Annotated in this window: 23 protein-coding genes; 14 read left to right on the top strand and 9 right to left on the bottom strand. The window is 43.9% G+C overall.

The window, feature by feature from the left end; all coding sequences use genetic code 11:
- The first annotated feature begins 5 nt into the window (after positions 1–5).
- The 8 genes from RQM65_RS18995 (at position 6) to RQM65_RS04845 (ending at position 6793) form a co-directional block, all read left to right on the top strand.
- Positions 6–245, top strand: coding sequence for a hypothetical protein (locus RQM65_RS18995; protein WP_489753094.1), 240 nt, complete (start codon positions 6–8; stop codon positions 243–245).
- Positions 246–404: 159 nt separating this feature from the next.
- The gene (locus RQM65_RS04875) at positions 405–1076 is read left to right on the top strand and encodes a recombinase family protein (RefSeq protein WP_314013127.1); all 672 of its coding nucleotides are present in this window, start codon (positions 405–407) and stop codon (positions 1074–1076) included.
- Positions 1077–1103: 27 nt separating this feature from the next.
- Positions 1104–2108 carry a PDDEXK nuclease domain-containing protein gene (locus RQM65_RS04870; protein WP_314013126.1) on the top strand — a complete coding sequence of 335 codons (1005 nt, stop codon included), beginning with the start codon at positions 1104–1106 and terminating at the stop codon, positions 2106–2108.
- Between the two features lie 86 nt (positions 2109–2194).
- Positions 2195–3271 carry a trypsin-like peptidase domain-containing protein gene (locus RQM65_RS04865; protein WP_314013125.1) on the top strand — a complete coding sequence of 359 codons (1077 nt, stop codon included), beginning with the start codon at positions 2195–2197 and terminating at the stop codon, positions 3269–3271.
- 49 nt (positions 3272–3320) lie between these two features.
- Positions 3321–4673, top strand: a complete 1353-nt coding sequence (locus RQM65_RS04860) for a YopA family protein (RefSeq protein WP_314013124.1) — start codon at positions 3321–3323, stop codon at positions 4671–4673.
- A gap of 387 nt (positions 4674–5060) precedes the next feature.
- The gene (locus RQM65_RS04855; protein WP_314013123.1) at positions 5061–5669 is read left to right on the top strand and encodes a DUF2971 domain-containing protein; all 609 of its coding nucleotides are present in this window, start codon (positions 5061–5063) and stop codon (positions 5667–5669) included.
- 345 nt (positions 5670–6014) lie between these two features.
- Positions 6015–6287 (top strand): hypothetical protein, encoded by a 273-nt coding sequence (locus RQM65_RS04850; RefSeq protein WP_314013122.1) that lies wholly within the window; start codon positions 6015–6017, stop codon positions 6285–6287.
- Between the two features lie 38 nt (positions 6288–6325).
- Positions 6326–6793 (top strand): hypothetical protein, encoded by a 468-nt coding sequence (locus tag RQM65_RS04845; protein WP_314013121.1) that lies wholly within the window; start codon positions 6326–6328, stop codon positions 6791–6793.
- Positions 6794–6896: 103 nt separating this feature from the next.
- Here the strand turns inward: RQM65_RS04845 and RQM65_RS04840 are convergent, their stop codons facing one another.
- Both RQM65_RS04840 and RQM65_RS04835 read right to left on the bottom strand, forming a co-directional pair.
- The gene (locus RQM65_RS04840; RefSeq protein ID WP_314013120.1) at positions 6897–7097 is read right to left on the bottom strand and encodes a hypothetical protein; all 201 of its coding nucleotides are present in this window, start codon (positions 7095–7097) and stop codon (positions 6897–6899) included.
- Between the two features lie 472 nt (positions 7098–7569).
- Positions 7570–7740, bottom strand: coding sequence for a DUF6747 family protein (locus RQM65_RS04835; RefSeq protein WP_314013119.1), 171 nt, complete (start codon positions 7738–7740; stop codon positions 7570–7572).
- 641 nt (positions 7741–8381) lie between these two features.
- Here RQM65_RS04835 and RQM65_RS04830 point away from each other — a divergent pair.
- Positions 8382–8591 (top strand): hypothetical protein, encoded by a 210-nt coding sequence (locus RQM65_RS04830; RefSeq protein ID WP_314013118.1) that lies wholly within the window; start codon positions 8382–8384, stop codon positions 8589–8591.
- Between the two features lie 217 nt (positions 8592–8808).
- Here RQM65_RS04830 and RQM65_RS04825 read toward each other — a convergent pair whose 3' ends face one another.
- From RQM65_RS04825 to RQM65_RS04810, 4 genes are all read right to left on the bottom strand, one after another.
- On the bottom strand, positions 8809–10908 hold the full coding sequence (locus RQM65_RS04825) for a PAS domain-containing protein (protein ID WP_314013117.1): 2100 nt from the start codon (positions 10906–10908) through the stop codon (positions 8809–8811).
- A 148-nt stretch (positions 10909–11056) separates the two neighbouring features.
- Entirely contained in the window at positions 11057–11476 is a 420-nt protein-coding gene (locus tag RQM65_RS04820; protein ID WP_314013116.1) for a response regulator, read from the bottom strand.
- Between the two features lie 203 nt (positions 11477–11679).
- Positions 11680–12105 carry a response regulator gene (locus RQM65_RS04815; RefSeq protein WP_314013115.1) on the bottom strand — a complete coding sequence of 142 codons (426 nt, stop codon included), beginning with the start codon at positions 12103–12105 and terminating at the stop codon, positions 11680–11682.
- A 318-nt stretch (positions 12106–12423) separates the two neighbouring features.
- Complete coding sequence (locus tag RQM65_RS04810; RefSeq protein WP_314013114.1) at positions 12424–12816, bottom strand: response regulator; 393 nt, start codon at positions 12814–12816, stop codon at positions 12424–12426.
- Between the two features lie 360 nt (positions 12817–13176).
- Here RQM65_RS04810 and RQM65_RS04805 point away from each other — a divergent pair, with 360 nt between their 5' ends.
- The 4 genes from RQM65_RS04805 to RQM65_RS04790 all read left to right on the top strand — a co-directional run bounded on the left by RQM65_RS04805 (position 13177) and on the right by RQM65_RS04790 (position 17598).
- The gene (locus tag RQM65_RS04805) at positions 13177–13524 is read left to right on the top strand and encodes a hypothetical protein (protein ID WP_314013113.1); all 348 of its coding nucleotides are present in this window, start codon (positions 13177–13179) and stop codon (positions 13522–13524) included.
- Positions 13525–13854: 330 nt separating this feature from the next.
- Positions 13855–14085, top strand: a complete 231-nt coding sequence (locus RQM65_RS04800) for a hypothetical protein (protein WP_314013112.1) — start codon at positions 13855–13857, stop codon at positions 14083–14085.
- Between the two features lie 424 nt (positions 14086–14509).
- Positions 14510–15658, top strand: a complete 1149-nt coding sequence (locus tag RQM65_RS04795; protein WP_314013111.1) for a zinc-dependent alcohol dehydrogenase — start codon at positions 14510–14512, stop codon at positions 15656–15658.
- A 1280-nt stretch (positions 15659–16938) separates the two neighbouring features.
- Entirely contained in the window at positions 16939–17598 is a 660-nt protein-coding gene (locus RQM65_RS04790) for a porin family protein (protein ID WP_314013110.1), read from the top strand.
- A gap of 543 nt (positions 17599–18141) precedes the next feature.
- On the opposite strand, the gene RQM65_RS04785 is transcribed toward RQM65_RS04790, so the two are convergent.
- The gene (locus RQM65_RS04785; protein WP_314013109.1) at positions 18142–19896 is read right to left on the bottom strand and encodes a PAS domain-containing sensor histidine kinase; all 1755 of its coding nucleotides are present in this window, start codon (positions 19894–19896) and stop codon (positions 18142–18144) included.
- 347 nt (positions 19897–20243) lie between these two features.
- On the opposite strand from RQM65_RS04785, the gene RQM65_RS04780 reads away from it, so the two are divergent.
- Entirely contained in the window at positions 20244–21536 is a 1293-nt protein-coding gene (locus RQM65_RS04780; RefSeq protein WP_314013108.1) for a Glu/Leu/Phe/Val family dehydrogenase, read from the top strand.
- A 78-nt stretch (positions 21537–21614) separates the two neighbouring features.
- Here RQM65_RS04780 and RQM65_RS04775 read toward each other — a convergent pair whose 3' ends face one another.
- Positions 21615–24626: an SbcC/MukB-like Walker B domain-containing protein gene (locus RQM65_RS04775; RefSeq protein ID WP_314013107.1), complete on the bottom strand. Its 3012-nt coding sequence runs from the start codon at positions 24624–24626 to the stop codon at positions 21615–21617.
- A 31-nt stretch (positions 24627–24657) separates the two neighbouring features.
- Positions 24658–25866 (bottom strand): exonuclease SbcCD subunit D C-terminal domain-containing protein, encoded by a 1209-nt coding sequence (locus RQM65_RS04770; RefSeq protein ID WP_314013106.1) that lies wholly within the window; start codon positions 25864–25866, stop codon positions 24658–24660.
- Between the last annotated feature and the right edge of the window lie 54 nt (positions 25867–25920).

The raw sequence follows: 25920 nt of genomic DNA, 5'->3' as shown, positions 1-25920 counted from the left end.
AACCGGTGTTCGGCAGCCTGACCCAGTTCTACGGCCTACGGAAAATAGGCGTACTGGGCAAGACCGGCGCACATAAGGTCATGCTCATGGCCGCGATCGCCTTCAACCTTAAAAAGTACCTCAAGAAAGGGGGAGGGAAACCCTCTAGTCGCATTTTAAAGACCATAATGCAGGCATTCAAAGGCTATCTGACAATCCTTTACCGGCAAATCCGACCAAGGCCGGCTCTCCTAAGGGCTCTGTAAAACAGCCGTCTTGAATCAATCTCTTTTAAGTAGACCACTTCTGCAACAGCCACGGCCGTTTATCTGAACTACCCTCCGAACACGGTTAATAAGTCCTAACAAGTTCATTTTTCCGGTGTAATCCCTTAGTTTATTTTTGAAGGTATAATTACACCAGATATGTTGTTCGGTTATGCCCGGGTCAGCACAAAGACCCAAAATCCAAATTTGCAGATCGATGCGCTCCTCAAGGAGGGTATTTCGGAAAAAAACATCTATCGGGATGTTTCTTCCGGAGCGAAGGCCGAACGCCATGATTTGGACCTGATGATCTCTAGACTTCGCGAAGGTGATACAGTTATTGTTTGGAAACTGGACCGAATTGCAAGAAGTATTTCTCATCTTTTGAAACTTGTGGAACAGTTCGAGAAACTCGGGGTCAAGTTCCGGAGTATCAATGACCCATTTGTCGATACGACTTCGGCACATGGAAAATTCGTTATTACACTCTTCGGTGCCGTGGCACAATTGGAACGTGATATCATCATCGAGCGCACGACCGCCGGTCTCAAAAGCGCAAGGAGAAGGGGTATTCAGCTTGGCCGAAAAAAAGGACTGGGTAAGGAGGCCAAACAAAAAGCTATTCTGGCGGCCTCGTATTATCGGCAGAACAACTTACCGGTCACCGACATCATGAAATTAGCCGGTATCAAGTCCAAACCTACACTTTACAAATATTTGGCCATTGAGGGGAGACGGAACTGCAAAGAATGTGGAATCGTTTTCTGGGACAAGGAACAAGATTTGGACAATTGTTTTTGTGATAACCATATCAAACTAACAAGAACTTAAATGTAGCACAACTGTGCTATAAAAGCCATGAAAAAAGAAATCTCAAATTCACTGTTCCTTGAACTTGCCAAGACTATCGAGTATGGCAAGAAAAGGGTGACAGCCCAGATAAACGGAACGCTGACACTAGTATATTGGCAGGTCGGTTCCAAGATAAATACGCATATTCTGGAAGAAGAGCGTGCGGAGTATGCCGGTGAAATAGTGGCGTCGCTATCTGAACAGTTGGTCGAACATTTTGGAAAAAGCTTTGAGTTGCGCAACCTAAGACGCATGATGCAGTTCTCCAAAGTTTTCCCCAAGTTGGAAATTGTGTCATCACTGATGACACAATTGAGCTGGACCCATTTCATAGTTCTTTTGCCAATCAAAAACGATGATAAGCGCCACTTCTATGCGGTAAAAACCGCCGAAGAGGGATGGAGCACAAGACAACTTCAATACCAGATTGAACGAAAGGCTTACGAGAGGAAAGAAATTGCCCAAAGCCAAATAATGCTTGAATCGAATAAAGTCAGCGCTTCTTTCAAAGACCCCTACCTATTGGATTTTCTAGGTGTAAAGGACGGTTATCAGGAAAAAGACCTTGAATCCGCCATAATCAAGGAACTGGAACTTTTCATTCTTGAACTGGGAAAAGGGTTCGCATTTGTAGAACGTCAAAAAAGGATGATTATTGATGGAATCGATTTTCATCTGGACCTTCTGTTTTACCATAGAAAACTGAAACGTCTGGTCGCAATTGAGCTTAAACTTGAGCATTTTAAGGCGGCCCACAAGGGACAGATGGAACTTTATCTCAAATGGCTCAACCGATATGAGAGACAGGAAGGGGAGGAGCACCCGATCGGCCTGATTTTATGTGCAGAGAAAAGTAACGAGCAGGTTGAACTTTTAGAAATGGGAAAGCATGGCATCATGGTCGCAGAATACTGGACAGAGCTGCCCGCAAAGGATAAATTGGAAGCAAAGTTGCACGAGGCTTTGGTAGAAGCTAGAGAACGCCTATCGAAAATGCGCCTTGACCATTAAAATTTGAGGATTGTGTCATCATTGATGACACAATTAAATTTAAAAAAAGGAAGAATTGCTGCTGTTTAGCATAACAATATTAAGAAATGAAATTTTATAAAATATTAATTCTATTTTCAGCGCACTTCTTTATATCTCACACGGTAATTTGTCAGAATAAGGACAAAGCCGTTAGAAAACTATTTAGTTCGATAGTTTACCTTTCAGACTCTATTTCTCAACGAGCAGGCACTGGGTTTCTCATATCCAAAGATCTTGATGATTATCTGGTGACAGCTGAGCATGTAGCTAAAAGTATCTCAATCCACGGATCCGTTCAGTACAGAGGAGAAAACGGTACGAGAAAGAAAATACCCATCGCTCATTTACTAAATTCAAATAAAACGAATAATATAAGTTGGATAGTACATCCAACTGCAGACGTTGCTGTTTTACATTTGGGGCTTCGAAAGATGGATTCAATTGAACTCAGTAAACTTGATATAAGGACCATCTCATATTCTTCACTCAATGACAGTTTGGCGGCCCCTGATAGACTTAGAGAGGTTACCGTGTTTGGATTTCCTTTGAACTTAGGCATATCATCCAGTAATATTTCACCGGTCACTAAAAATCTCCGACCGTCTAGTGATATTGTATACATTCAAAGAGCCGACAATAAAAAACTTAATCCATTTTTTATTTTAGATGATCCCAGTATATCAGGATTTAGCGGTGGTCCTGTAATGCATACCTATAACCCCAAAATTCCTGACTATATGGATGATCCTATAGAGGTATCTCCAACTATTTTAGGTTTGGTACATGGCACCATAAGTGATAAAACTGGCGGTTTTGCCGCTATTGTTCCGTCAATTAATATCGTTGAGACTATAGAATTGGCACCATCGTTTAACGGGCTGTACAAATTCTATTATCCAAACGGTAAATTATGGAGCGAGAGAATATATAAGAATGGAATTCCTTGGAGAGTTATTTCAAATTATAGTCCTGAAGGGGAGTCTCAAGAAAAAGGCACTTTAAAAAATGGCAATGGCACGATAGAAATCTATGATGAAAGTGGAACATTAAAATGGAGTTTTCATTATAAAAATGGCAGGCCACAGGGGAACTCCTATCATATGAGCGATGCTGAAATTATGAAAAGTGGAATGAGAAACTAAGCAAGTAGACAAGTTCAAATAAAGGAATCATTATAAATATTCATATTGAATGCTAACTCAGAAAGAATTTGAAAACATTCCCATTGCTCTTGAGGAAAGTACTGCAATGTCGGTGCCTAATGAACCAATCGAAATTTTCGAAGGCGCATTCAATTTTAAACTTGATGAAACCGACAGACTTCACGCTGCTAACGGCAGGTTGGAAATAGTTTGGCAACCTACCATTCGTATAAAACTATTTTGCGAATATGAAAGCTCTGAGTCTATAGGCTTTCATGACCTATTTTTGGCAGAATACATTTTTCTCAAAATGGATTCCGAAATTTTTTACAAATGTTTTATTACCAAATCATCTTCCAATAAACGACTAATACAGGGAGAACTAATGGAGACGCCGTTTTTCGGCAATATAGATGCAAATATTGACCATGTCTTATTTGATGTTCCGAACTTAAGAAAGTTTCATGGAGATATTGTAAAGAGAGAGCTAGATGGCGGTCTTAGTTCGACAAGTAGTAGACTTGTTCTAACTAATAAAAAATTTATTACAATCTTAGAAATGCGCCATTCCTTTGATAGTTTATCTGAAACTCTTAGGAATGAAGGGGGGTATCTCTTTTTACACAACGGTCTAATAAAAAAGAAAAGAAACAACCAGTTGATGACACATGAAGATTTGAAAAATCAAATTCAATGTCTTGACTTTTTTTTATCGTTTTTTAATGGACGTGCCGTCTGTGCAATGTTCCTCAAAGGAAAAGTTGGTCACCAAAAAGTCTGGGAAGACTATCAATATCTAAATACTGAAAATTATAGATCCAGTTTTTCTTGGGCACCTACTAATATAAAATCCAAGCATCTGCAATCATTATGGTCAAGTTTCTGCAAAATATGGAACTATCGAGAAGATAGTAGTTTTCTGACTTTTGCCGTAAAATGGTACAACGAAGCTAATATGAATGAAGTTTCCACTGATACTCGACTAATTATGGCTCAAACCACTTTAGAATTAATTTATAATTGGTGGTTGATTGAAAAGAATCAGTTGATAACAATAAATGATGCAAACAATCTTGCAGCAGAAAATAAGATAAGATTAGTCTTGGCTCAAATCGGAATATCCTATGAAATACCTGTGGAATTTACAGGTTTAATATTGCAAAAGAAGAAACAAGTTTTTAAGGACGGACCGAATTCGATAGTATACATTCGTAATTCACTTGTTCATTCTAATACTAATAAAATTAAAGGTGTTACCAATTTACCCCCAGAGACGAGAGGAGAGGCCGTAATATTAGCAAACTGGTATATCGAGTTGGCCTTACTTAAGATATTAGACTATAATGGAAAATATCAAAAGCGCATGGGAGGTGTCGAATTAGTTCCATGGGTAAATACATGAAGTTCATAAATTTCATAGGTGAAGAAAATAATTCGGGGTAGTAGAATCCCGCAGAAAAGTTCAAATAAAGGAAGGAAAACTTACATTGAAAGAAATAAGTGATCGGGTAGTGATTTCTATGCTCATTGTAAGTCTTTAAGATATCAAGGGCTTAACGGGGAATTAAGGTTTCACAAGAATTGACAGAGCGCTACATTGACAAAGAATAATAGTATGCCTATAATAAAACGAGGGCCAAATTCATCTCTTTTTAAGTACCCATCCAACAATTACTTGTTGGTAAAGTACCTTGATATAACAAAATTTATATCCTTACTGCAAAGGGAGTCACTATTCTTCTGTAGGCTAGATATATTAGAAGACCATTTCGAGGGTACTACGTCTAGTTTGAATCAGGAAAAGAGGTACGAATATTTTGCGAATCGCCATAATTATATATCTGGTCACCCTAAATTAACGGATAGAGAGATTGTAGAGAACGTCCATATACTTAATCAGGAGGCGGAAAAATTTAAAAAGTTAGTATGTGTTAGTTGTTGGAATAAAAGTAAGAATGAGTCAGCTGCACTTTGGAAGATATATTCAGACCTCAATAAAGGGATTATGATTACTTCCAAAGTAACAAATATTATAGAAGCATTTTCGGGCACCTCAGAAAATATTGAATTTACTGAAGTAGTCTATATAAATTACAATACGGATATTATGCCTGACAGCAACAAATGGGACCCAACATATCATAAACATAAAGCGTACGAGTACGAAAATGAGGTCCGCTTAATATTTACTCAAAACTTTGATACTACATTGACCTACGATTGGAACAAGGAAGAAGTACAAGAGGGTAAATATGTTTCGTTGAAAATAAAAGATTTAATTGACGAGATAATTATTAGTCCCTATGCTCCACAATGGTTCTTTGAATTAGTTAAAGATATTAGTCAAAAATACGGGTTAAACAAGCCTGTAATGGCTTCAGAACTTTCAAAAAACTGAAAATTGCTCGCCAACCCAATAACAATTATATTGCTCGATTTACAATTTGGGGAGTATTATAAAGTTCAAAGGTCAAAATAGACGATGGTAAGGAGATCATTAGATTATCAAACATTCATCTACCAAGCAAAAGCTTTAAAATTTGCCGCTGATGAAAATTTAACATTATTTTCTTCACAGTTTCGCAGTAATAAAAGGGGCTCTGAAGAGTTTAAAAACGTAGCTCTTTATTACTCGACCATGTTGTTATATGCAGTGTGCGTTGAGAACTTATTTAAGGCGATAGGCTTATATCGTGAAAATTCATCAATTTAAAACGGCCGTATAAAAACCTATAAAGAATTTATGAAGAAATGGAAATCAAAATCAAGTGGACACTATTTTTCTGATTTAATTGATTACTACAATATTAGTATCACTGATCAAGAGAGTAAGGTCTTAAAAGAATTACAAAATTTTTCGATATGGGCAGGCAGATTTCCATTTCCACTTCCAGAGAAGGAAATTGAAAAGTTTGAAAATAATTCACTTCATCTAGGAAAAATGAATGGTAGGTATGAGCAGATCTTGGCCGATTTATTCGAAAGGAATATTTCTATGATGACTGAAGGAAGATAAATCCAGAGTTCAAATAAACGATTTTATAAAATTAGCCAATGAAAAAATTTTCAATAATATCGATAATCGGATTTTTTCTCATGGCCTGTTCGAACAACAAAGATTGTTGTGTCAATATTGACACCGCCATATCGATAAAATATGTTAACATGATTGGAGAAAATCTCTTTGAACTGGATAGCGGTCTTAATGAATCAGATATAACCATTTACCATCGGATTAATAACGAGTGGGTGAAATATTTCGAAGGAAACCTGGATTATCCCAAGGGCATCAGGACTGTTGAGAGGGGAGACGGAAAATATTTAGTGGTGTTTCCTAGTGCCACACTCGTTGAAAATAATTATTCCGAAACGAAAATTGCATTTTCAGGGACTGACTCGGACATTATTAAAACGGAGATTGATAAAAGTAACTTCAATGAAATAGTTACCAAGGTTTGGTACAACGGTGAATTAAAATGGGGAGGGTCTCAAAGTGAAAGAATTTTCGAAGTCATAAAGTAAAACGCATAAAGTTTAAATAAACGATATGATTCTTTGGCAGTCCACGTCGAACGAGCATTACCGTTTTAGGGAACAGCTGAAGCGGATTACTTCCCATCCTTCGTTATGGCTTGTTCCTTAATAGAGCCTGGAACAGCCCCACCGTTCTTTCCTGGAAGGGTTCAGGAATCCGCCCCCCGATGATCCATTTTTTCCTGACCGATTTTTTGCTCTTGACATCGAACTCCTTCTTAAGGCAGGCCAGTGCCTGTTGCTTGGTAGAGCGGTCCATTTGTTCGAAAAGACGTTTGATATTTTCGGTCATGGCGGTGTTGTAAAGAAAAATTATTATATAACACGAGATTAAAAAGGACATCGACGGTAATTCGGTCGAAACCCCCGGTTACCCTTGGTATGCGCTCGTTAAGAGTTGTTTTCGACAATTTGCCAAATGAGAATGAAGGCCGTCCGATTACCTTGGGCCTCCATCATTGATCATGGGATAGCGGGGCTAAGGGCCTGGCCCGTACCCCATTTGTCCCGTAATTCTTATTTTTCCCGCGCTCACGCAGGTCCATCCGATACGTCTGTCTTCAATCGTTTGAGCTTCCAGACGTATATCGACCAATCAACGATCTGGGGCCCCCTGACCTGAAACTATTTTCCCCTAGGTCAAAAGAAACAGGCCAAGGATTGTCAGGGAAGCCACAAAACAGAGCCAAGCGATAGCCAGAAAAAGGTGACCGGTCAGGTAACGCCGGAACCATCTAGTCTTGGACCGGAACCGGGCCCTAAACCTAGTCAAAGGCAAATCCCGTGGCCAACCGGAAAACAAACGCGTACAGTACGACAGCGAACATTGCAAAGCAGAACCATGAGAATACCTTGAAATACTTCCTAACGATGAAGTGGCCCAAATTCCGAAATCCTGCGGTATAGATTTCCTTGATAAGTAAAGCTGTTTTCATAAATATCGATTTTTTTGTTCGGGACAAAGTTGCAACCGAAATATGTAAAGAATCCCGATTCTAGACCAAACGCCGAATAAAACGGTCATGAGCATACGGGGACGATGCCGCTCGGCAAAACACCCTTTCGCACCGACGTTTTTCCCTTGGCAAATGTGTAGGCCCCCTGTAACTCCCCGGTCCCTCTACCTATCAATAGGTTCATGGCTAACTGATGTTGGGTGGTTTACCTAAACATCACGATCGATGTTAAGCAGGTATTATACGACTATCCAAAAGTGGCCGACACTTGTCCAGAATTATTTTCGTTCGTCGATTTTCCTTCAACATCTGATATTGCAAGTTGAACTTTGTATGAAACATATTCTATGGACAGGATTTACGCAAGATTAAAGGACCGTTTTCGGATTCGGGACATATTGGCCGGAATAGGCTGCCTGATTACAGCCCTTATCGTCAAGGTTTTGAACATGGGTATTCCCCTCTGACCTCAATGCTTTGGGACCTGCGAACCATGGAATCGAGAGAATCAATTAACGGTGTATCAAGGCTATTTTCCAACTAGAAAAAGTCATTTTTCCGGCCTTAGGTAACCCATTTGAGTCTACGTGTTCCCGAACAGATATCTATAGAAAAAAACGATGAGATACCTCAAGAAGTCTTTTTTGTTTTTAACGGTGCTTTTGGCAGCGCTAGCCATTTATGCCCTCCAAAACTCCGATACAAGGGAAGACGGCCAGAGCTCCGCGGGGACATCGGTCGATACCGTTGGCATTGATTGGGACACTTTGCGGACGAAAAGAACAGGCCGGACCGGCGAAACGGTTTCCGGTAGGATATCACCGGAATGACAGGATCCGTTAGGGAAAGGACTTCCCTTTCCCGGCAGCGGTACCGCCAGGAAAATGGGTTTAAAAAAATGGTTGTTGTCCCGTCCCCCCGTGGGGAGAATCGTGTTATTCGGAAACCTAAAAGGTAAGTATGGCCCCCCTTCGACCCCTGATTTTTGTGCGGGGTTTTATCCGCCCATAGAAGGGAAACCCCCAAAGTTCTTGCTTCTTAAAAAATTCAGGATTGTGGCTCATGTATACTGTCGAAGACTATCGTGAAGATAGAGCCCTTGCCGGGTTCGCTTCTTACATTTATGGAGCCCTTCATGGTCTCCACCTGTGTCCTTACCAGGTACAGTCCCATCCCCCTGCCTTCCGACTTACCGCTCAGTCTGCCGTACATATCGAAGATTTTCTTGTGGGCCCCCTCCGTTAGCGCCATACCCTTTCCGTTGTCCGACACAACGATCTCGGTGCCCTTCATAGCGGTCCGCCGGGACCGTATGCTTATATACGGATCTCTCTCGTCCACCTTGTGCGTGATGGAGTTCAGCACAAGGTTGTACAGGATATTGGTAAAATAGCTTCTGACCCCGAAGGCGTCGGGGGCCCGCGAGAAGTCGTGATCGATCCTGGCCCCGGAAACCTTGATGTCCCGGGCAAGAAGATCGCAGATATCCCGTACGACCTCTTCCAGGTCCACTTTCCCAAAAGTGTCCTCCGATATGTCCTTAAGGGACAGGGCGTGGTTCAGGTCCTTGATGGTCCTGTCGAGCGTATCCACGGTCGAGCCGATATAGTCGATGACCTGCACATTGGATGCGGCGTTGCCGGGTTCGAAGATATCCACCAGGCCCTGCAGGGTCGAGATGGGCGCCCTGATATTATGGGATATGATGTATACAAAATTTTCGAGTTCGTTGTACTGGCGCATGATACGGAGTCTGGCGTTCTCGAGCCCGGTAACGTCCTGTGAGGTGCCCGCCATCCGGACCGGCCTGCCCCTATGGTAATGGGTCCGTCCCCGCTGGTGTACGTAGCGGATGCCGCCGTCCCCCATTACGATACGGTGTACGATATCGAGGGGCGCCCCGTTTTCGATGCAGTTGTCCACATCCTCCGTGAAGGCCTCCCGATCCTCGGGGTGTATGATCTCCAGAAAGCTCCCGTAATCGGGGCGGAAGGTTTCGGGGTCCTGTCCGAAGACCTGGTACAATTGGTCCGACCAATATATCCCGTTGCTGGCCATGTCCCAGTTCCAGTTGCCCAGGTTGGCAATCCTCTGGGCCTCCTTCAGATATTTTTCGCTCCTCGCCAGCTTTTTATAGGTCTCGGCCCGTTCGGTCACGTCCCTGCTGAAAACGTTACATCCCGTTACGCGTCCCTGCGGGCCGTAGATGGGGTTTAGGGAAACCTCGATATAGCTGGTACCGTCCTCCCTATCGGACCGGATCTCGGTAGAAAAGCTCCTTCCCGAAAACGCCTTTTCGTACATGCTCTCCCATTTCCGCAGGATTTCCTCGGGGTAGGGGTCACGCAATATCGGGCTGCCTATCACCGGGGCGGTTCCGGTCTGCTCTAGGATGGCCTTGGAAAATGCGGAATTGAAGGACAAAAGTTTCCGATCAAGGTCAAGGGACCAGATAAGGTCCGAGGTGTTCTCCAGGATGGACCTTATCTGTTCCGCCCGCTCCTCCCTTTCGTCCGAAAGGGTCTTTACGATCTTGATGATGGGTTTTACCAAGATCCTGTACAGCCCGAAGATGAGCAGGAGGAACAGGGAGATCAGGAAAGCTACGATATACTTGAGAACGGACATGCCCCTTTCGGCGTCCGCCTGCAATTCGTCTACGATCCGGTCCATCCCGGCCTGATAGCGGTCGTTCCATCGTCGGATGTCGCCGTATACCGGACCGCCGGGTCTTGCCGGGCCCGTGCTCAGGGAGGCCAGGTACAGCTTTTGCTGGTAAGGTGAAATTTCTTCGAAAAGACGGATAATTTCGGGGTTTTCGGATTTTCGTACGCCCAGTTCCAAATTACCGTACCGCAGGGCGTTGTGGATACTGTCCCACAGTTCCGCATCGTTCTCGGTTTCGGCCAGGGCCCGGCCGTCGGATCCCGTAAGATGGATATCCGTGGCCAGCTTTTGGCCCAACATGCGCTGACGGCCGGCCATATTGATGATTCCGGAGTCGTTTTTCCTTTCGTTGATGAAAAAACCGATACAGAGCACCAGAAAAACGGAGAAAAGGGCGGCAATGGTAAAACTGGCCTTTATGCCCTTTCTGATATTGGTGAAGGATATTGTCCGGTTGCGGGAAAGGATGTTGATCGGCATATGGGGGAACCTGTATTGTTCTGGCCGGAGGCTGTCGGAATTGAACCGAAACCATTAAAACGGCCCTCTAAAAAAAGTAAGATGTCGTCGGATTCCCCCTGGCCCCGCCCGGGACCCAAAGGGGGCATGCTAGCGCCCGTTCCGTGATTTAGGCGGACAGGGAAGAACGCTTCTTGACGAAATCGAGAACTTGGGGACCGGTCAACGGTTTTTGGATGTACCCGCCCACCAGGTCATTGCAGAGCCCCTTTTCCATATCTCCCTTCGCTATCGAGGAACTGACCACGAGCACATGCAGTACGTTCCCATTTTGTTGGTACATCGAGGCGGAATCCAAAAATTCGAAGCCGCTCATTTCGGGCATGTTGATGTCCAAGAGCACCAATATGCTCCTTCCGCAGCGGGCGAGCTCGGTATACAGATATGGCAGGGCCTCCCGGGGATCGGTAAAGGACCGTATTTCATTGGCGATGCCGACCTTTCCTAGGACCTTTTGGTGTACCAGGTTGACGATGGGGTCATCGTCGACAATAAGTACGGTGTCGTAAGTATTATCTTTGTGATGCATTTTTTCCGGTTTTAAGTAGGTTGATAATGGGACCCCTATTGTATGGCAGGGCCTTTTTTCATTTCACTCCAAAGATCCACTTGTTTTGCAGGTGACCCTGTTCTTACGGCCTTGCCCGCGACCGCGAACCGATAGCGATCGGGGCTTAGCGGGATTGTTCGGCTGTCCTGTTTGAACAATTGCCGTTGTCACCGCCTTTTGGGCTAGCCAAAGCCACTTTCCGGGAAGGTGCGGTCCGAGCCGCTATCGCCCGATAGGATGTCCCCCAGTTTTTCCATCTGCAAGGGCTTGACGACAAAGTCCCTTACATATCGGGGATACCGGTTCGCCAGTGCCCTGTCGGAACCCGAAAGGGAAGAGGTCACGACGACCACATCGATATTGTAGGGAAAGAACCCGGCCACCATCCGATCGAGAAACTCGAAGCCGCTCATCTCCGGCATGTTGATGTCCAACAGGATCAATATCCGCAAGTCTTCCCCGCTGCGGGTACGTAGGTCGCCCAAGGCCCTTTTGGGGTCCGTGAACACCTTTACCCTTTCTTCCGCCCCAAATCGTTTCAACAATATGCGGTGCAGGTGGTTTACCATATCCAAATCGTCCACTAGGTAGATCAGATCGTATATCATAGGTCGGTACCTTTATTTCACGTTACACTTTTTCCCTTGGTCGTTTTCCGTCCGTATGCGGTTAGGTCAGTCACGGCGCATGGAAACTTTCCGGAACATAAACGGAAAAACAGGACGAATAGTATGTTTTAAGGGATTATCCGTGCCATCGGATATTCTTTGGACCCTTGGCCTCGGCGCATGGACTACGATAACTTGCAGGTTCTTTGCCGAAGACGGCCGGGATTGCCGGCCGGCCGGTCGTCTGGACTACCCGTTGCGGATGATATTTCCGATACCGTTGAAAATGGAATGCTGTTTTTAAAGTTCGATCCATTATCATGGCCCAAAGGATCGTTTCAGGATTTCTTCCAATTTTCCGAGACCTAAAGGTTTGACGACAAAGTCCCTGACAAATTGCGGAAACTTTTTGGCCATTTCCATGTCCCCCTCCGAAACGGAAGAGGTCACCACGACCACGTCGATACTGGGCGGAAAGCCCTCCTTTACCATATGTTCCAAAAATTCGAAACCATTGAGCCCGGGCATATTGATATCCAATAGGATTAACAGGCGCTGATCCCCATAAAGGGCGTGCCGCAGATCTTCCAGGGCCAGTTCCGGGTCGGTAAATTCCCTTGCCCTTCCTTCCAGCCCCAATTTTCGTAAAAGTAAACGGTGAAGGATATTCACTATTTCGAAATCGTCCACTAAATAGATTGCATCGTACATAATAGTGTGATTTTTTTTATGATAGCCGCATTACGGACCACGGTAGTTTTTATTGCCAAAAATTTCGAACTGTGGATACAAAATAAGAGGTTTCCTACAAATTATACGATAGGATTCGGTGAAAAAAATAGTACTATTATGTAATGGACTATTGATCAATAAGTTGGGATTCGGTCCAAAGAAACCGTGAAACTTTTACCCGATTTGATCAATGTTACACAATATTGCACAATTGAGAATCCCCCTTGAAACCTTAATATTTTAACAACCAGTTATTTATAATTGGCAACTCAATTCGGCATCCTATTTTCAATAGTTAAATGGAATTCATACAATTAATAAAACTAAAAACTAGAACACATGAAAAAGTTATTTATCACAGCCGTATTTGCATTGGGAAGTTTGACCGCATTCGCTCAAGTCGACGAGGCCACCGAAGCCCAAGACCCGGCCACTGAAACTCAAGAGCAGGCTACCGAGGCACAAGATGCCGCTACACAAGCTGCAGCTCAAGACGGATTTAGCGAAATCGCTGTCGAAGAAGTACCTGAAGCAGTTACTTCAATGATCGAGACTAACTATCCCGGTGCCACTATCAACAAAGCGCACAAAAACGAGGAGAACCATTTCAAAGTAGAAGTTTCTTTGGAAGATGGAACCTCAGGTGCCCTTATCGTTGATGAGGAAGGTAACGCGGTCGAGCAATAAAAACTAAGTAGTCCATATGGGGAAACCCAATAGGTTTTGATAGAAAAGGGAATCGTTGTAAATATAAAACGGTTCCTTTTTTTTTGGTGGTATGGTTCACGTTACGCCAATAAGACCATTATCTTTTTCAGTTTGGTTTTTGTTTTATGTGACTTGAGGTTTTGTTTACGTAGTTGTTGAATAATTTTTGGAGCAAGTATGGACTGTAAGGGCGTGTTCAAACTTGGCCAAAATCGGTGCCATTAATACTGAATATTTGGACCACGAAGATTAAGAGGGCAACTAAATGAAAATTAAAGGGGAATTTCCATCTTTGATTATATTTGTACGATGAACGCATTCGATTTTTTTAAGAAAAAACCATTTGACCGTTTGCAGACCTTTTCGGCAAAAACAAGGCTAAAACGCCCTGAACCGTGGGTATTGGTCAATGCCGGGGTTTTTATGCTTTCCCTGTACGGTTCCCTTACCAAACTGCCCGGCACCTTGGGCGTAATTTCTTTAATTTCCTTGTTGATCAGTTCCGCCGTAGGGATATTTCGTTTTTTAAGGACCGTATAGATTATAATCCGCAGGTGATTAACAGTTCAAGCTAGCGATTGCTCAATCGATGACTTTAAATGTCAACCACTTCTTAGTAAAAGGTTACCAACGCGGAGTATTGCTCATTTTATAGAGAAGTCTAGAGGTGCTCAAAAATGACGTAAGGTCACAAAAGCCAAAATTTTCGTTTTCCGATCAGAAAGTTTAAATCGCTTCATATCCAGGATTGGGAGAATGAGGATAACCAATCGTAAAAATTTAAATAAACAATAAATCTTTTGTTGCGATACGAGCGAATTATCCTTGATATTTTGTCAAACAAAAGTTCTATCTGTAGTCCCCTTGAAACCAATGTCAGTTTATCCGGTCAATAATAGTCTCTTATGAGTACATGGCGCACGCCTTATAAGGATACATTTATGTCTCACGTAAAAAAAATATTATGAAGGCACTATGTTACCATGGAAGGGAAGACGTCAGAATCGATAATGTCCCCGATCCCAAGATCGAAGATCAAAAAGATATAATAATAAAGGTGACCTCTACCGCTATATGTGGCTCGGACCTTCACCTTTACGGTGGGCTTGTCCCCACTATGAAGGAGAACGATATACTCGGCCACGAGTTCATGGGCGAGGTCGTCGAAATCGGCAGTGAGGTGAACAAATTCAAAAAAGGGGACCGGGTGGTGATACCTTTTACTATTGCCTGTGGGAATTGTGAATACTGTGACGACGATAAGTTTTCCCTGTGCGACAATTCGAATCCGAACGCCGAACTGTGCAAGGAAAACCTTGGACATTCCATTTCGGGGCTTTTCGGTTTTTCCCATATGTTGGGCGGATTTTCAGGAGGACAAGCGGAGTATGTAAGGGTTCCCTATGCCGATGTCGGTCCGATCAAGGTTCCCGATTCCCTCACGGACGAACAGAGCCTTTTTCTTTCCGACATCTTTCCTACGGGATACATGGGCGCGGAAAATGCGGACATTAAACCAGGGGATACTGTCGCAATCTGGGGATGTGGTCCCGTAGGCCAGTTCGCTATCCAAAGTGCATGGATGCTGGGCGCGGGAAGGGTAATCGCCATAGATGTGGTAAAGGAAAGATTGGATATGGCGGAAAGGCACAGCAATGCCGAAGTGATAAGGACGGTCGATGCCGAAGAAGTATATGCCCGATTGATGGAAATGACCGATGGTAGAGGGCCCGACTGCTGTATCGATTGCGTAGGTGCCGAGGCCCATGGTGCGGAAGGTTTCAACACCGACATCGAAAAGTCCCAACCGAACGCGCTCTCGCAAATTTTCAAATCCTGCAAAAAAGCAGGTAACGTATCCATTCCCGGGGTCTACGTAGGTAAGGTCGACGGCCTTCCGATGGGCATTGCCATGAATAAATCCCTTAACCTCCAGATGGGGCAGACACATATGCAGCATTATCTTGAACCATTGTTGCAGAAAGTTGTCGAGGGCAAGATCGACCCCTCCTTTATCATAACACATCGAATGAAATTGGATGAGGCTCCGAAGGCCTACGACATGTTCAGGAACAAGAAGGACAAATGCGTAAAGGTCGTTTTGACACCTTGATGGAGGGGAACGAAGTAGATATAATTAGACGGGCACCGGCAATTGCCCGTTTTTATTTTAATCCGCTTGCCCAAAATACCAAAAGTATGGGCAAACAAGGAATAAGATAATATGGCAAAAAAACCTAAATTTCAGTAAAAATTTTTCGTAAGAAAAGTGAGACGGCCACAATATGTTTTGTGTAGAGGAAGTTCAATTAAACGATTAAATATATAATTAATTGTCATAAACCTGCGTTAGGTATAACCATGAAAAGAAAATATTATAGCGCCCTCTTAATTATCTTTTTTTTGATTTGTCAAATCGGAGTTTGGATGGGATTTTCAACAGTAATTCAAATATCTGATGAAACTGGTTTTTTAAATTGTATACCCGACATAACTAGTGAACAACTCTGCTAGAAATTATCATTTTATAAAACTGTTTTTTGGATTGGATCAATACCCTTAATTTTAATGTTGATATTTCGCAAAAGATTTCTCTCTAAAAAATAATCCTCGACCGAAAAATGTCTCTATGAAAAGCCGTGGCCCGTTTCTTGAAAGTTCAAATAAAGGATGTAATCGATGAACTCCATACTAAATTATCTTATTGGATTAAAACCCGTAGTTCTTTACAAATCAGTTTTGCGGATTGGTTTCAAAAGTATGGCATGTTTCAATTGGAAGCTAATTATTAATTTTTTTTCCAGTCCCCTGAAACGAACATGGCTGTTGCACAACCTTTACAATTAGTGTGACAGAAAAACAGCTTGTGCAGAAATTTTCAGGATGCTGAAACCTAATGGAACTGTACTTATATCGGACTATAAGAACATTGCCAAATATCGGCGGACATTTACAAATCCTGGTATGGAGGTGAAAAAATCGGGCACATATTTTTTTGATATCCCCCTTGACCCTTGTCAAAGCCACCAAAACTTGAATCAGCCGACTAATTGGCAATAATATTTATTCGGATTGTCACTTAAGCTTAAATAAACTATGGGTGAAAACCAAATGTTTGGAGTAGTGTAATCCCGCAGCAAGGTTCAAACAAACGATTATTTTGTGCAATGACTCTCACATATTTGCGTTTGTATGGATATCACAAAGAATATTCTCATTGGCATTTGTAAATATGCTCAAAAAAAAGGGACCCAAACATACGAAAAACACCTTGAAAGAAATATTTGCCGAACCTACGTTCGTCTTATTCCCTAAAGTTCTTACCGAGGAAAGTGTTAGATCCACCATTATGAACCTTAAAGCAGATAAGGTAAAGTTTAAATAGCCCATAAAATGCAAAAGCTTTTAATTCTGATTTTCTTATTCTTGAATTTATTAAACTTTTACGGTCAGGACAGGAGTTCGAATTTCGGATTTAAGGCAGGAATTGATTATGGGAAGTATACTCCGGATAAAAATTCAATAGATTACAAATATAAGTTTGGATTTTATGCAGGAGGATTTTTTAATATCCCATTAGAAGAAAAACTGGAATTTCAGCCAGAGCTTCTTTTTGCATTGCAAGGGAGTCGAATATTTATTAGAGGTTTGAATATTCCTAACTTCGATTACAAGGGTAATCCAATACCCAATCCCAACACTTATGAGTTCACTTATGAGGTTAACGAATTGACTATATCGATACCACTTGCAATAAAATTCTATCCTTTCAAAAACTTTTATCTTGAAAGCGGTCCGCAATTTGGAATTATAGTTGACCGAAATCTGAATACTTCACAGCAATTGTTGAGTAGAGGAGATGATAGGTTTATAATTAGGGAAGGAGATCCATTTGATTTTGGGGTAACCCTAGGATTTGGTCTAAAATTATCAGAAAGGCTATCCTTGAACTTGAGGTCATATTCTGGACTAATAAAACGAGATGACGATATTAAATCATTTGTTTTCAATCTAGGAATTGAATATAGTTTGAAATACATTGTCGATCGGTAAAAAAAAGCACTACTAAAAACCCTACCCCAGTTTTCCAAAGTTCAAATAAGCGATGGGTGAAGAGCTCCGTTTAGGGTAGTGGAATTGCCTTCCCTCTACTAATATGAAATGATTTATTGATGATAATTTCAATATCTTCATTCAAAAAGTTCGAATTCCGTCCTCTTGAGGTCACTACAAGCAGCGGACCACGCCATTTTCGGCGTGGTTCTTTGTTTTTGGAGAAATCGAAGCGAGAGCTTCGAGATTTCGGAAAAAACAAAGAACTAGGGCGGTAGCCCGTGGTTCGCTATTTGCAAAGGGGAGCTCAAAGGATATGCAATCCTGCCCGCGACAAGCTTCGAAATTTCGGAAAAACCGAGGCATAGCCTCGAAGTTTTGGAGAAAAACGAAGAACGAGGGCGATAGCCCGTGGTGCGCTATTTGCAACTGCATCCGACGAGTGAGGAAGCGAGCGAGAGGAATGCAAAGCGCACTCAGGATATCATCCAATCCTACTATCCCAATGAAGGTTTTTCAGATTTTTGGAAGTTTCTTCTCTTGCTATCCCTGAACTCCGCGACCATGTATTTCGGGGATTATAATAGTAAACGTAGAACCCTTTCCCTCGACGCTATCGGCCGAAATGACCCCATTGTGGTTGTCGATTATTTTCTTGACAATCGATAGTCCGATACCCGTACCTTCGAAATCACTTTTGCCATGTAACCGCTGAAATACCTCGAATATTTTGGTTTCCATGCCTTCGGCAAAACCGATGCCATTGTCTTCGATACTAACCTTGTGGTAGGTTACCCCTTCTGCGTGCCATCCTAGTTCTTCGACCTCTCTTTCTGGGAGGACCTCTGCGGTTATTTTAACCTTGGGTCGCGCATCTCTGGCGAATTTTAAGGCATTGCTCAGTAGATTGCCGAAAACTTGACGCATTTGAAAGGGAACGCTTTCTACAGTGGGTAATTGATCACTATTTATGCTTGCGCCTTTTCTTTCGATTTCGACCGATAGGTCATCCAACACTTCCGCCAAAATCGTATTCAGGTCGGTAGGTGCAAAGTCCGCCTGATCGACATCCGTTCTCGAAAAGGCCAAAAGGTCGTCGATCAAAGCGCGCATGCGACTAGCCGCTCCGATGATCTTCGCAAAATATTTCTTGTCGGTATCCGAAAGATTTTCGTTCCCCGGCTCCTGTATCCTAGAGGTGTACATCTGTATTTTACGCAGGGGTTCTTTTAGGTCGTGACTCGATACATAGGCGAAGGACTCCAATTCGGTATTGGTCCTTTTTAATTTTTCCAAGTATAGGGTCAGTTCAGTATTGGCATCCTGAAGCTCCATGGTCCGTTGCGCTACCTGATTTTCCAATTTTTTGGAGAAGTTTTCCAGTTTGGTTCGTGCCCTGACAATTTCCGAGATATCCTGTAAAACTCCGATAGTGCGTACGGCACACCCCTCTTGGTCGAAGCGTGTTCGGCCTTTTGCCCGCACGATTCGTTCTTTCTCTGTTTCAGGGTCATAAATGGGATACTCGATGTCGAGCCGCCCGTGGGTATTGCTGGTTGATTGGTCTAAGGCGTTCTTTATAGTTTCTCTATGTTCCGCTGGAATGCGGTCCATACTTTCCTCCAGATTAAAATCTCCGGTTTGGGGCAAACCGTGCCATTTCCGAAACCTTTCATCCCCGACCGCAATTTTTGTTTGCGGATCCATCTCCCAAATTGCCATTTCGGCCACATCTAAGGCCAACTGTAATTGCTCGGATTTGTTTTTCAGGTTCTTCTCCCTTAATTCCAATTTCTGCAGATTTTCTACGGCTTCCGTGGTTTCGGCACAAGTGGTCAAGATTCCCCCGATCGCCCCGTCGTCGTTGATTAGGGCGCTATAGCTGAATGTCCAGTAAATATTTTCGATGCGGCCGTTGCGATAAAACGGAATCAGTTGATTTTCGCTCCAAGTGGGCTCCCCGGTTTCCCAGACACTGTCTAACAATGGCTTGATGGTATCTATGATTTCGGGCCAAGCGTCTTCGGCTTTCTGCCCTAGGATGAAAGGATGCTTCCCTTCAATACCCAAGCTTGGTCGATAGGCGTCGTTGTAAAAACAGCGATAATCCTTCCCCCAGAAAATGAAATTCGGAAAGGCTGTTTTCAACATGGTTCCGATAGCGAATTTAAGGGCCAGGGGCCAGTTCTCCGGTATTCCCAATTCGGTCGAGGCCCAGTTTTTGTCCCTAATTATTTGGCCCATTTCGCCACCGCCTTCGAGAAAATTAAGCACCCTATCAGGTCTTTTAGAAATCATAGTTTTTGGATAATGGAAATTACGTTCAGGAACGGGGATAAGTACGATTACCGTTCAAATTGAAATGCACAAGTTCTTTTATTTTTTTTGATAAGAAAAGCTCAATTGGTACTATTATTTGCTTTAATCGAAATATACATGTGTAGAAACAGTCTCATGCGAGCCCCGGTAAAGACCCCAGAAAGAGTAGTGGCATCGATTTGAACGATATACAAACCCTTTGTAACAAGTTGTATTATGATTATTATTGACCGAAAAGAATAAAGTGTACAATTTGAGATGATGTCATGGCGGGATTAAGATACAATTTGTGATATTTGTAAGCATATAAGCTTAATACGTTAATTATGGGTGAAAGAATATTGGGGAAGAAGAAAGTCGCAAGGCAGGGCATGTTGGAGAACGTCATGAGACAGTTCGATAATGCGGCCGATATCCTTGATTTGAATCCGAATATCCGAAAAATATTGGAGGTCACCAATAATGAGTTGGTCGTGCATTTTCCCGTTAGGATGGATAATGAGGAGGTCGAGGTCTTTACCGGGTATCGGGTGCAACATAATAACTCATTAGGACCATACAAGGGAGGACTCCGTTATCATCCGACCGTCGATATCGATGCCGCCAGGGCCTTGGCCATGTGGATGACCTGGAAAACCTCGTTGGCTGGTCTGCCTTTTGGTGGTGCCAAAGGGGGAATCAAGCTGGATCCCGCTAAATATTCTAGCGCCGAAATCGAACGTATTACCCGAAGATTTACTTACGCCTTGGGCGATAACATCGGTCCGGAACTTGATATACCGGCTCCTGACGTGAATACAAGTGCGCAGACGATGGCCTGGATATTGGACACGTACATGTCAACCAAGCCCCCGGCGGAACGTTCTACCAATACGCATGTGGTGACCGGAAAACCTATTGGGGCGGGCGGCTCCGAGGGCAGGGATAGGGCCACAGGTTACGGGGTATATCTCAATATCCGATTTTGGGCCAAAGAAAAAGAGCTATCGATAAAAGACCAAAAATTTATCGTTCAAGGTTTTGGCAACGTTGGCTATTGGGTTGCCCATTTTCTGGATCGGGATGGAGCGATACTCGTTGCGGTACAAGATCAGTACGGAAGCATTTGTGATGAAGAGGGGATTTCGGTGGAAAAACTGCACGACTACCAAAAGGGCAATAAGGGAAGTATCGTTGATTTTCCCGACGCTGATGCCATTGATAATGATGAATTTTTCGGATTGGAATGTGACATTTGTATTCCTGCAGCTTTAGGGAACCAGATTACGGCCGAAAACTCCGGTGGAATCAAAGCTCGTTTGATTGCGGAAGGGGCCAATGGCCCGACGGATATTGAGGCCGAAGAAATACTGTTGGAAAAAGGTGTCGAGATCATTCCCGATATTCTGTGCAATTCTGGAGGTGTTATCGGTAGTTATTATGAATGGTTGCAAAACCGGAACGGGGAAATTTGGCAGCTCGAAGAGGTTATGGAGAAACTGGAAAAAAAGATGAAGGAGAGTTTTACCCGTGTCGTAAAGACGTCCCGCGAACGAAAGGTCGATATGCGCACCGCTGCTTTCGTCATCGCCATCGGGAGACTCGAGGAGGCTTACATACAACGGGGAATATTTCCTTGATTTTAATCTCCTTGGTTTAAATATCAAGAGGCTTGCCCCGAGAATTTAAAAAAAGGGGGCTAATAAAGTTCCTTTAAACTACACGATTTTCAGCGTGCTATAGCCTTGACCGTTACGTTGTAGTTGAATCTGGGTGCCAATTCTATCTTTAAGCGAATCGACGTGGCTGATGATTCCGATGGTTTTCGATGATTCGGACTGCAACCTTTCAAGCGTATCCAGCGTTTGGTCCAAAGTTTCGGGGTCGAGCGTGCCAAAACCTTCATCGATGAAGAGGCTATTGATTTCCACATTGCTAGATGCAAGATCGGATAGGGCCAAGGCCATGGAAAGGCTCAATAAAAATGTCTCGCCGCCCGAAAGGGTCTTTACGGATCGTCGCTGTCCGCCCATGTGGCCATCTAAGATGATGAGACCATCGTCTTCCTCCTCGGTCGGGATGTCAAGGCGGTAGCGATCGCTAAGGGACTCCAGCCTAGCATTGGCAAGCGCAACCAGATGACGTAGGGTTAAATCTTGGGCAAAATCATTGAAACGTTTTCCTTGGGCATCGCCGATAAGCTCGTTGAGCAGCTTCCAGCGCTTGATCTGTTTCTCTTCAGTGGCGATCTGTTGTTTTAGGTTTGCGATTTTTTCCGTTTTTTCCCTGTGGTTTACGAGTTGGCGTTCCAATTCAGCCTTTTCTTCCCGGGTGCTTTGAAGCTTTTCCCGTTTAATGTCATGATCTTCCTGCAACTTTTCCTGGGTCTGTGGCACGTCGGATCTTTTATCGGTATCGAACTGTTTTTGTAATAAGGCAAGACTGGTGTCGAGCCGGTCGAGCTCCTTTTCGATCCCCGATTTTTGCGACTGTAAACGATCCAAGGTTTTTTCGTCAAGAAGTGCCTTTCGGGCGTCGGCTATGGTATCAAAGCTTTTAAGACTGACGGATCGGTTTAAGAGTCCTTCCAGAACTGCAATCTCTTCAATTCTTGTTTTCCTTTCCGTTTTGATGTCGGACAAGCTTTGCTGTAGTAACCGTTCTTCTTTATTGAGCTCCGTCCATTTTGTGAGTAATTGTTGGGAGTCGGCGTTGATGTCCTTACCCTTATACTTTGCCTTTAACGTATCTTTGGTCTTGATGCCCGCTTCGAGTATTCTTCCCAATTTTTCCAGATTGGGCCGCAGCTGCTTGTATTTTATAAGCATCTTGTTCTCCTGTTCCAAATGGGTTAGGGCCTCTAGCTTTTCCTGACAGGTTCGGGTATAATGTTCCCAAGAGGAGTACGGCGGCAGGCGCAATCCTTCCGATAATTTTGTTTCCTCGGCGCCAAGCTTTTCGATTTCTTTGGAAAGGACTTCCATTTTTGGCCGTAGTTCATCTTCCCGCTCGTTCAGGCTTCCCAATTCGGATATCTTGGCAATAGCCTGGGCGTTCCATTTCTCGAATTCCTTACCTAGCGCCTTTATTTCTTTTTCAGAGGTCTGATCTTGGGGTAGATGTTGGGCAAACGGATGCTCCAAACTACCGCAGAGGGGGCAGGGTTCGTTTTTCTTAAGCTTGTTCCTGTGTTCTTCGAGGCTGGCCCGCAGCCTTTGCAATGCTAGACGTACTTGCAGGGCCTCGGACTCTTTCTCGAATCCTTTGGCTTTCGCCTGGGCCAGTTCGATATCCTTTGGTAGCGCTTTGCGCTGTAGTTTTATCCGTTCGACTTCGCCCATATATTGATCGAGGTTTTGCTTTTTTTGTTCGAAGACAATCCCAATTTTTTCAAGTTGTTGCGAACGGTCGATCTGCGCTGACAGCGCTTCGCGATGGTGGGCTAGGTTGCCGATATCCGCGATACCCGTAAACTTTAAAAGTTCGGCCAAATGTTTCTCAGAAGTCGATTTTAATTGGTGTAATGTCTCTAGGTTGTTTGCCTTTTTATTGTAATTGAAGGCAGTTTCCCGGGCCTGCTCCTTTATGATGGACTCGATGTTGGCATGTTCTTTCAGTTTTGTATCCCTCAACTTCTGCAGTTCCCTGACCGTGTCGGAAAAGTCATTGATGTCCCTTACCAGATTTTCGGAATCCGTTTGTTTTCCGATATAGTCGCTAACTTCCCTCAACAGGATAGCGACGGCTTTTTGGTTGTTTCCTTGGTGTTGCGCAAGCTTTTCCAACTGCTTGTCGCGTGAGGCCAAGGCCTCTTGCAATGATGACCAAGAACGGAGCTCATCGGCCACGGGACGGACCTTTTCGTGCTGGTCAAGTTGCGCGCCGGACTGCTCTTGAAAAGTGGCCATCTTTTTCTTCTCCAAAGATTGCTTTTCCCGTTCGGAGTCGATTTCCTTTTCGGTTTTAGCAAGGCGTTCTTTTAGTTCGACCTGTTTCTCCAGTCGTTTGATCTGGACTTCTAACGAGCCAATAGTTTCTTTTTTGGTCCTGAAGGCCGCTGTAAATTCCTTCAAAATACCGTCTTCTAACAGTTCGCTGTGATGGGTTTGTATCTCGTCTTGCTGTCGTTCGATTTTTCGGATTTCGGTCTTAAAGCGTTCATAGGTTTTTCTACCTATATCCCTATAAATACCCGTGCCGGTAATTTTTTCCAATAAAGCCCCGCGTTCGTCCTTTTTTGCCTTAAGAAATTGAGCGAACTCTCCTTGGGCCAGTACTACCGATTTGATGAACTGCTCGTAGTTCAGGCCGATGAGCTTCTCGTTGTGCGTTGGTACCTGTGATTTTTTGAGGTCCAATAAAGTTCCGACCTCATCGGCAATTTCCATTTCATAATCGCGTAGCTGGTGGTTACGGTTCGTCGAGATGCGCCAACTCGAAGTGAAGACGCCCGCTTTGCACCGATAGGTTACACTGGCCGCGGCCTCTTTTTGATTTCGGGTCAATAGGGCACCCTTGGCCAAAATTTCTTTCCTAGATATTTTGCCCAAGCGTGGGGTTTGGTTGAACAAGGCCAACGAAATGACGTCCAGTAAGGTGCTCTTTCCACTCCCTGTCGGACCGGTTATGGCAAACAGGGTGCTGCGGTTAAAGGGTGCTTCGGTGAAGTCCACCTGATGCGTCCCCTTGAGCGAATTGATGTTCTTAAAATGAATGTTAAGGATTTTCATGGACAACGGCAGGTTTTGTTTTCCGGACAATTTAAGCCTCGGTGTACACCTCGTCGAGAATTTCCTCAAAGGCCGATAACAGTTCCTTTTTGGTTTCGTTCTCGTATTCATGTTCGGATATTCTTTTCAAAAAGACGTCCTTTGGCCGTACATCTTCCAGTTTTTCCGGTGTTTCGTATTGTCCCAATTTTTTTTCGGCTATCGAAAAATACGTTTTATGCTTGACAATTTCATATCCGGGCATATCAAAGCTGGAAATCAGGCTGTCGAGCTGGAACATTTTTTCAGCGTCATACGATTCCTCGTGCAGCTCCACCTCGATCAGGGTGTCCAGGGCATTGTTTTCTGGCAAAGTGGATAATTTAGCGGAGAGCCTTGACATCGTGCCCTTTATTTTTAAAAGCGATCTAAAGGATGGTACAGGAATACTCTGGGGTACGAACGATTTCTCGGTGTCGAGGAACAAGATGCGTTTTTCATCGGATTGTTCACTAAAGGATAGGGGGATGGGCGAACCGCTGTAATAGGTCGGGATCGTGGCGTTGATGCGCTGGGGTTTATGGATATGGCCCAAGGCCACGTAGTCAAAACCGCTTCCGAACCGATTCGCTTCAAAGGCGGCCTGGTTTCCGATCTGAATGTCCCGTTCGCTTTCGGATGTTTCCGCGCCCGTGGCGAAAAGATGGCCCATGGCTATGGCTGGGATGTCAGGATACTTTTTAGAACACTGTTCGGCCGCCGAGCAAAAAATGGTTTCGATGCCCATGCGTACCGCGGCCAAACGATCGTCGTAGGTATCCCCTGTGTGGGCGGTGCGAAGGTCCGTATCCCTTAAAAAAGGGATGGCGGCCACCACGAGCTCGGTTTCGCCGGAACTGCTCTTTACGGGAATGATGGTATCGTTTATACAGTCAGACATTCCGCCTACAACCGAGATATCCAGTTCTTTTAAAAGTTGCTGCGGGGCGTCGAGCATTGCCGGAGAGTCGTGATTGCCTCCAGTAAGGATAATCTTGGTATCCAGTTTCCTAAGTCTTAAAAGCGACCGATAATACTGCTCCCTCGCTTCGGATGAAGGGTTGGCCAGATCAAAAATATCGCCCGAGACCAAAAGAAGATCGACTTCCAGATCCGCTATCCGATTGGCCAACCAATCGATGAAGAGATCAAAATCGGCGATTAAATTGTGCTTGTGCAATTTTTTGCCTATATGCCAGTCCGCCGTATGAATGATTTTCAATGGTATTCCTTTTTCTCTTTACGCTTCTCCTTTTTCTTTACGTCACCCGTCGCC

Origin of the sequence: Pricia mediterranea, assembly GCF_032248455.1 — a bacterium.
In the GTDB taxonomy this organism is placed as follows: domain Bacteria; phylum Bacteroidota; class Bacteroidia; order Flavobacteriales; family Flavobacteriaceae; genus Pricia; species Pricia mediterranea.
This window is presented reverse-complemented; position numbering and strand designations above follow the sequence as displayed.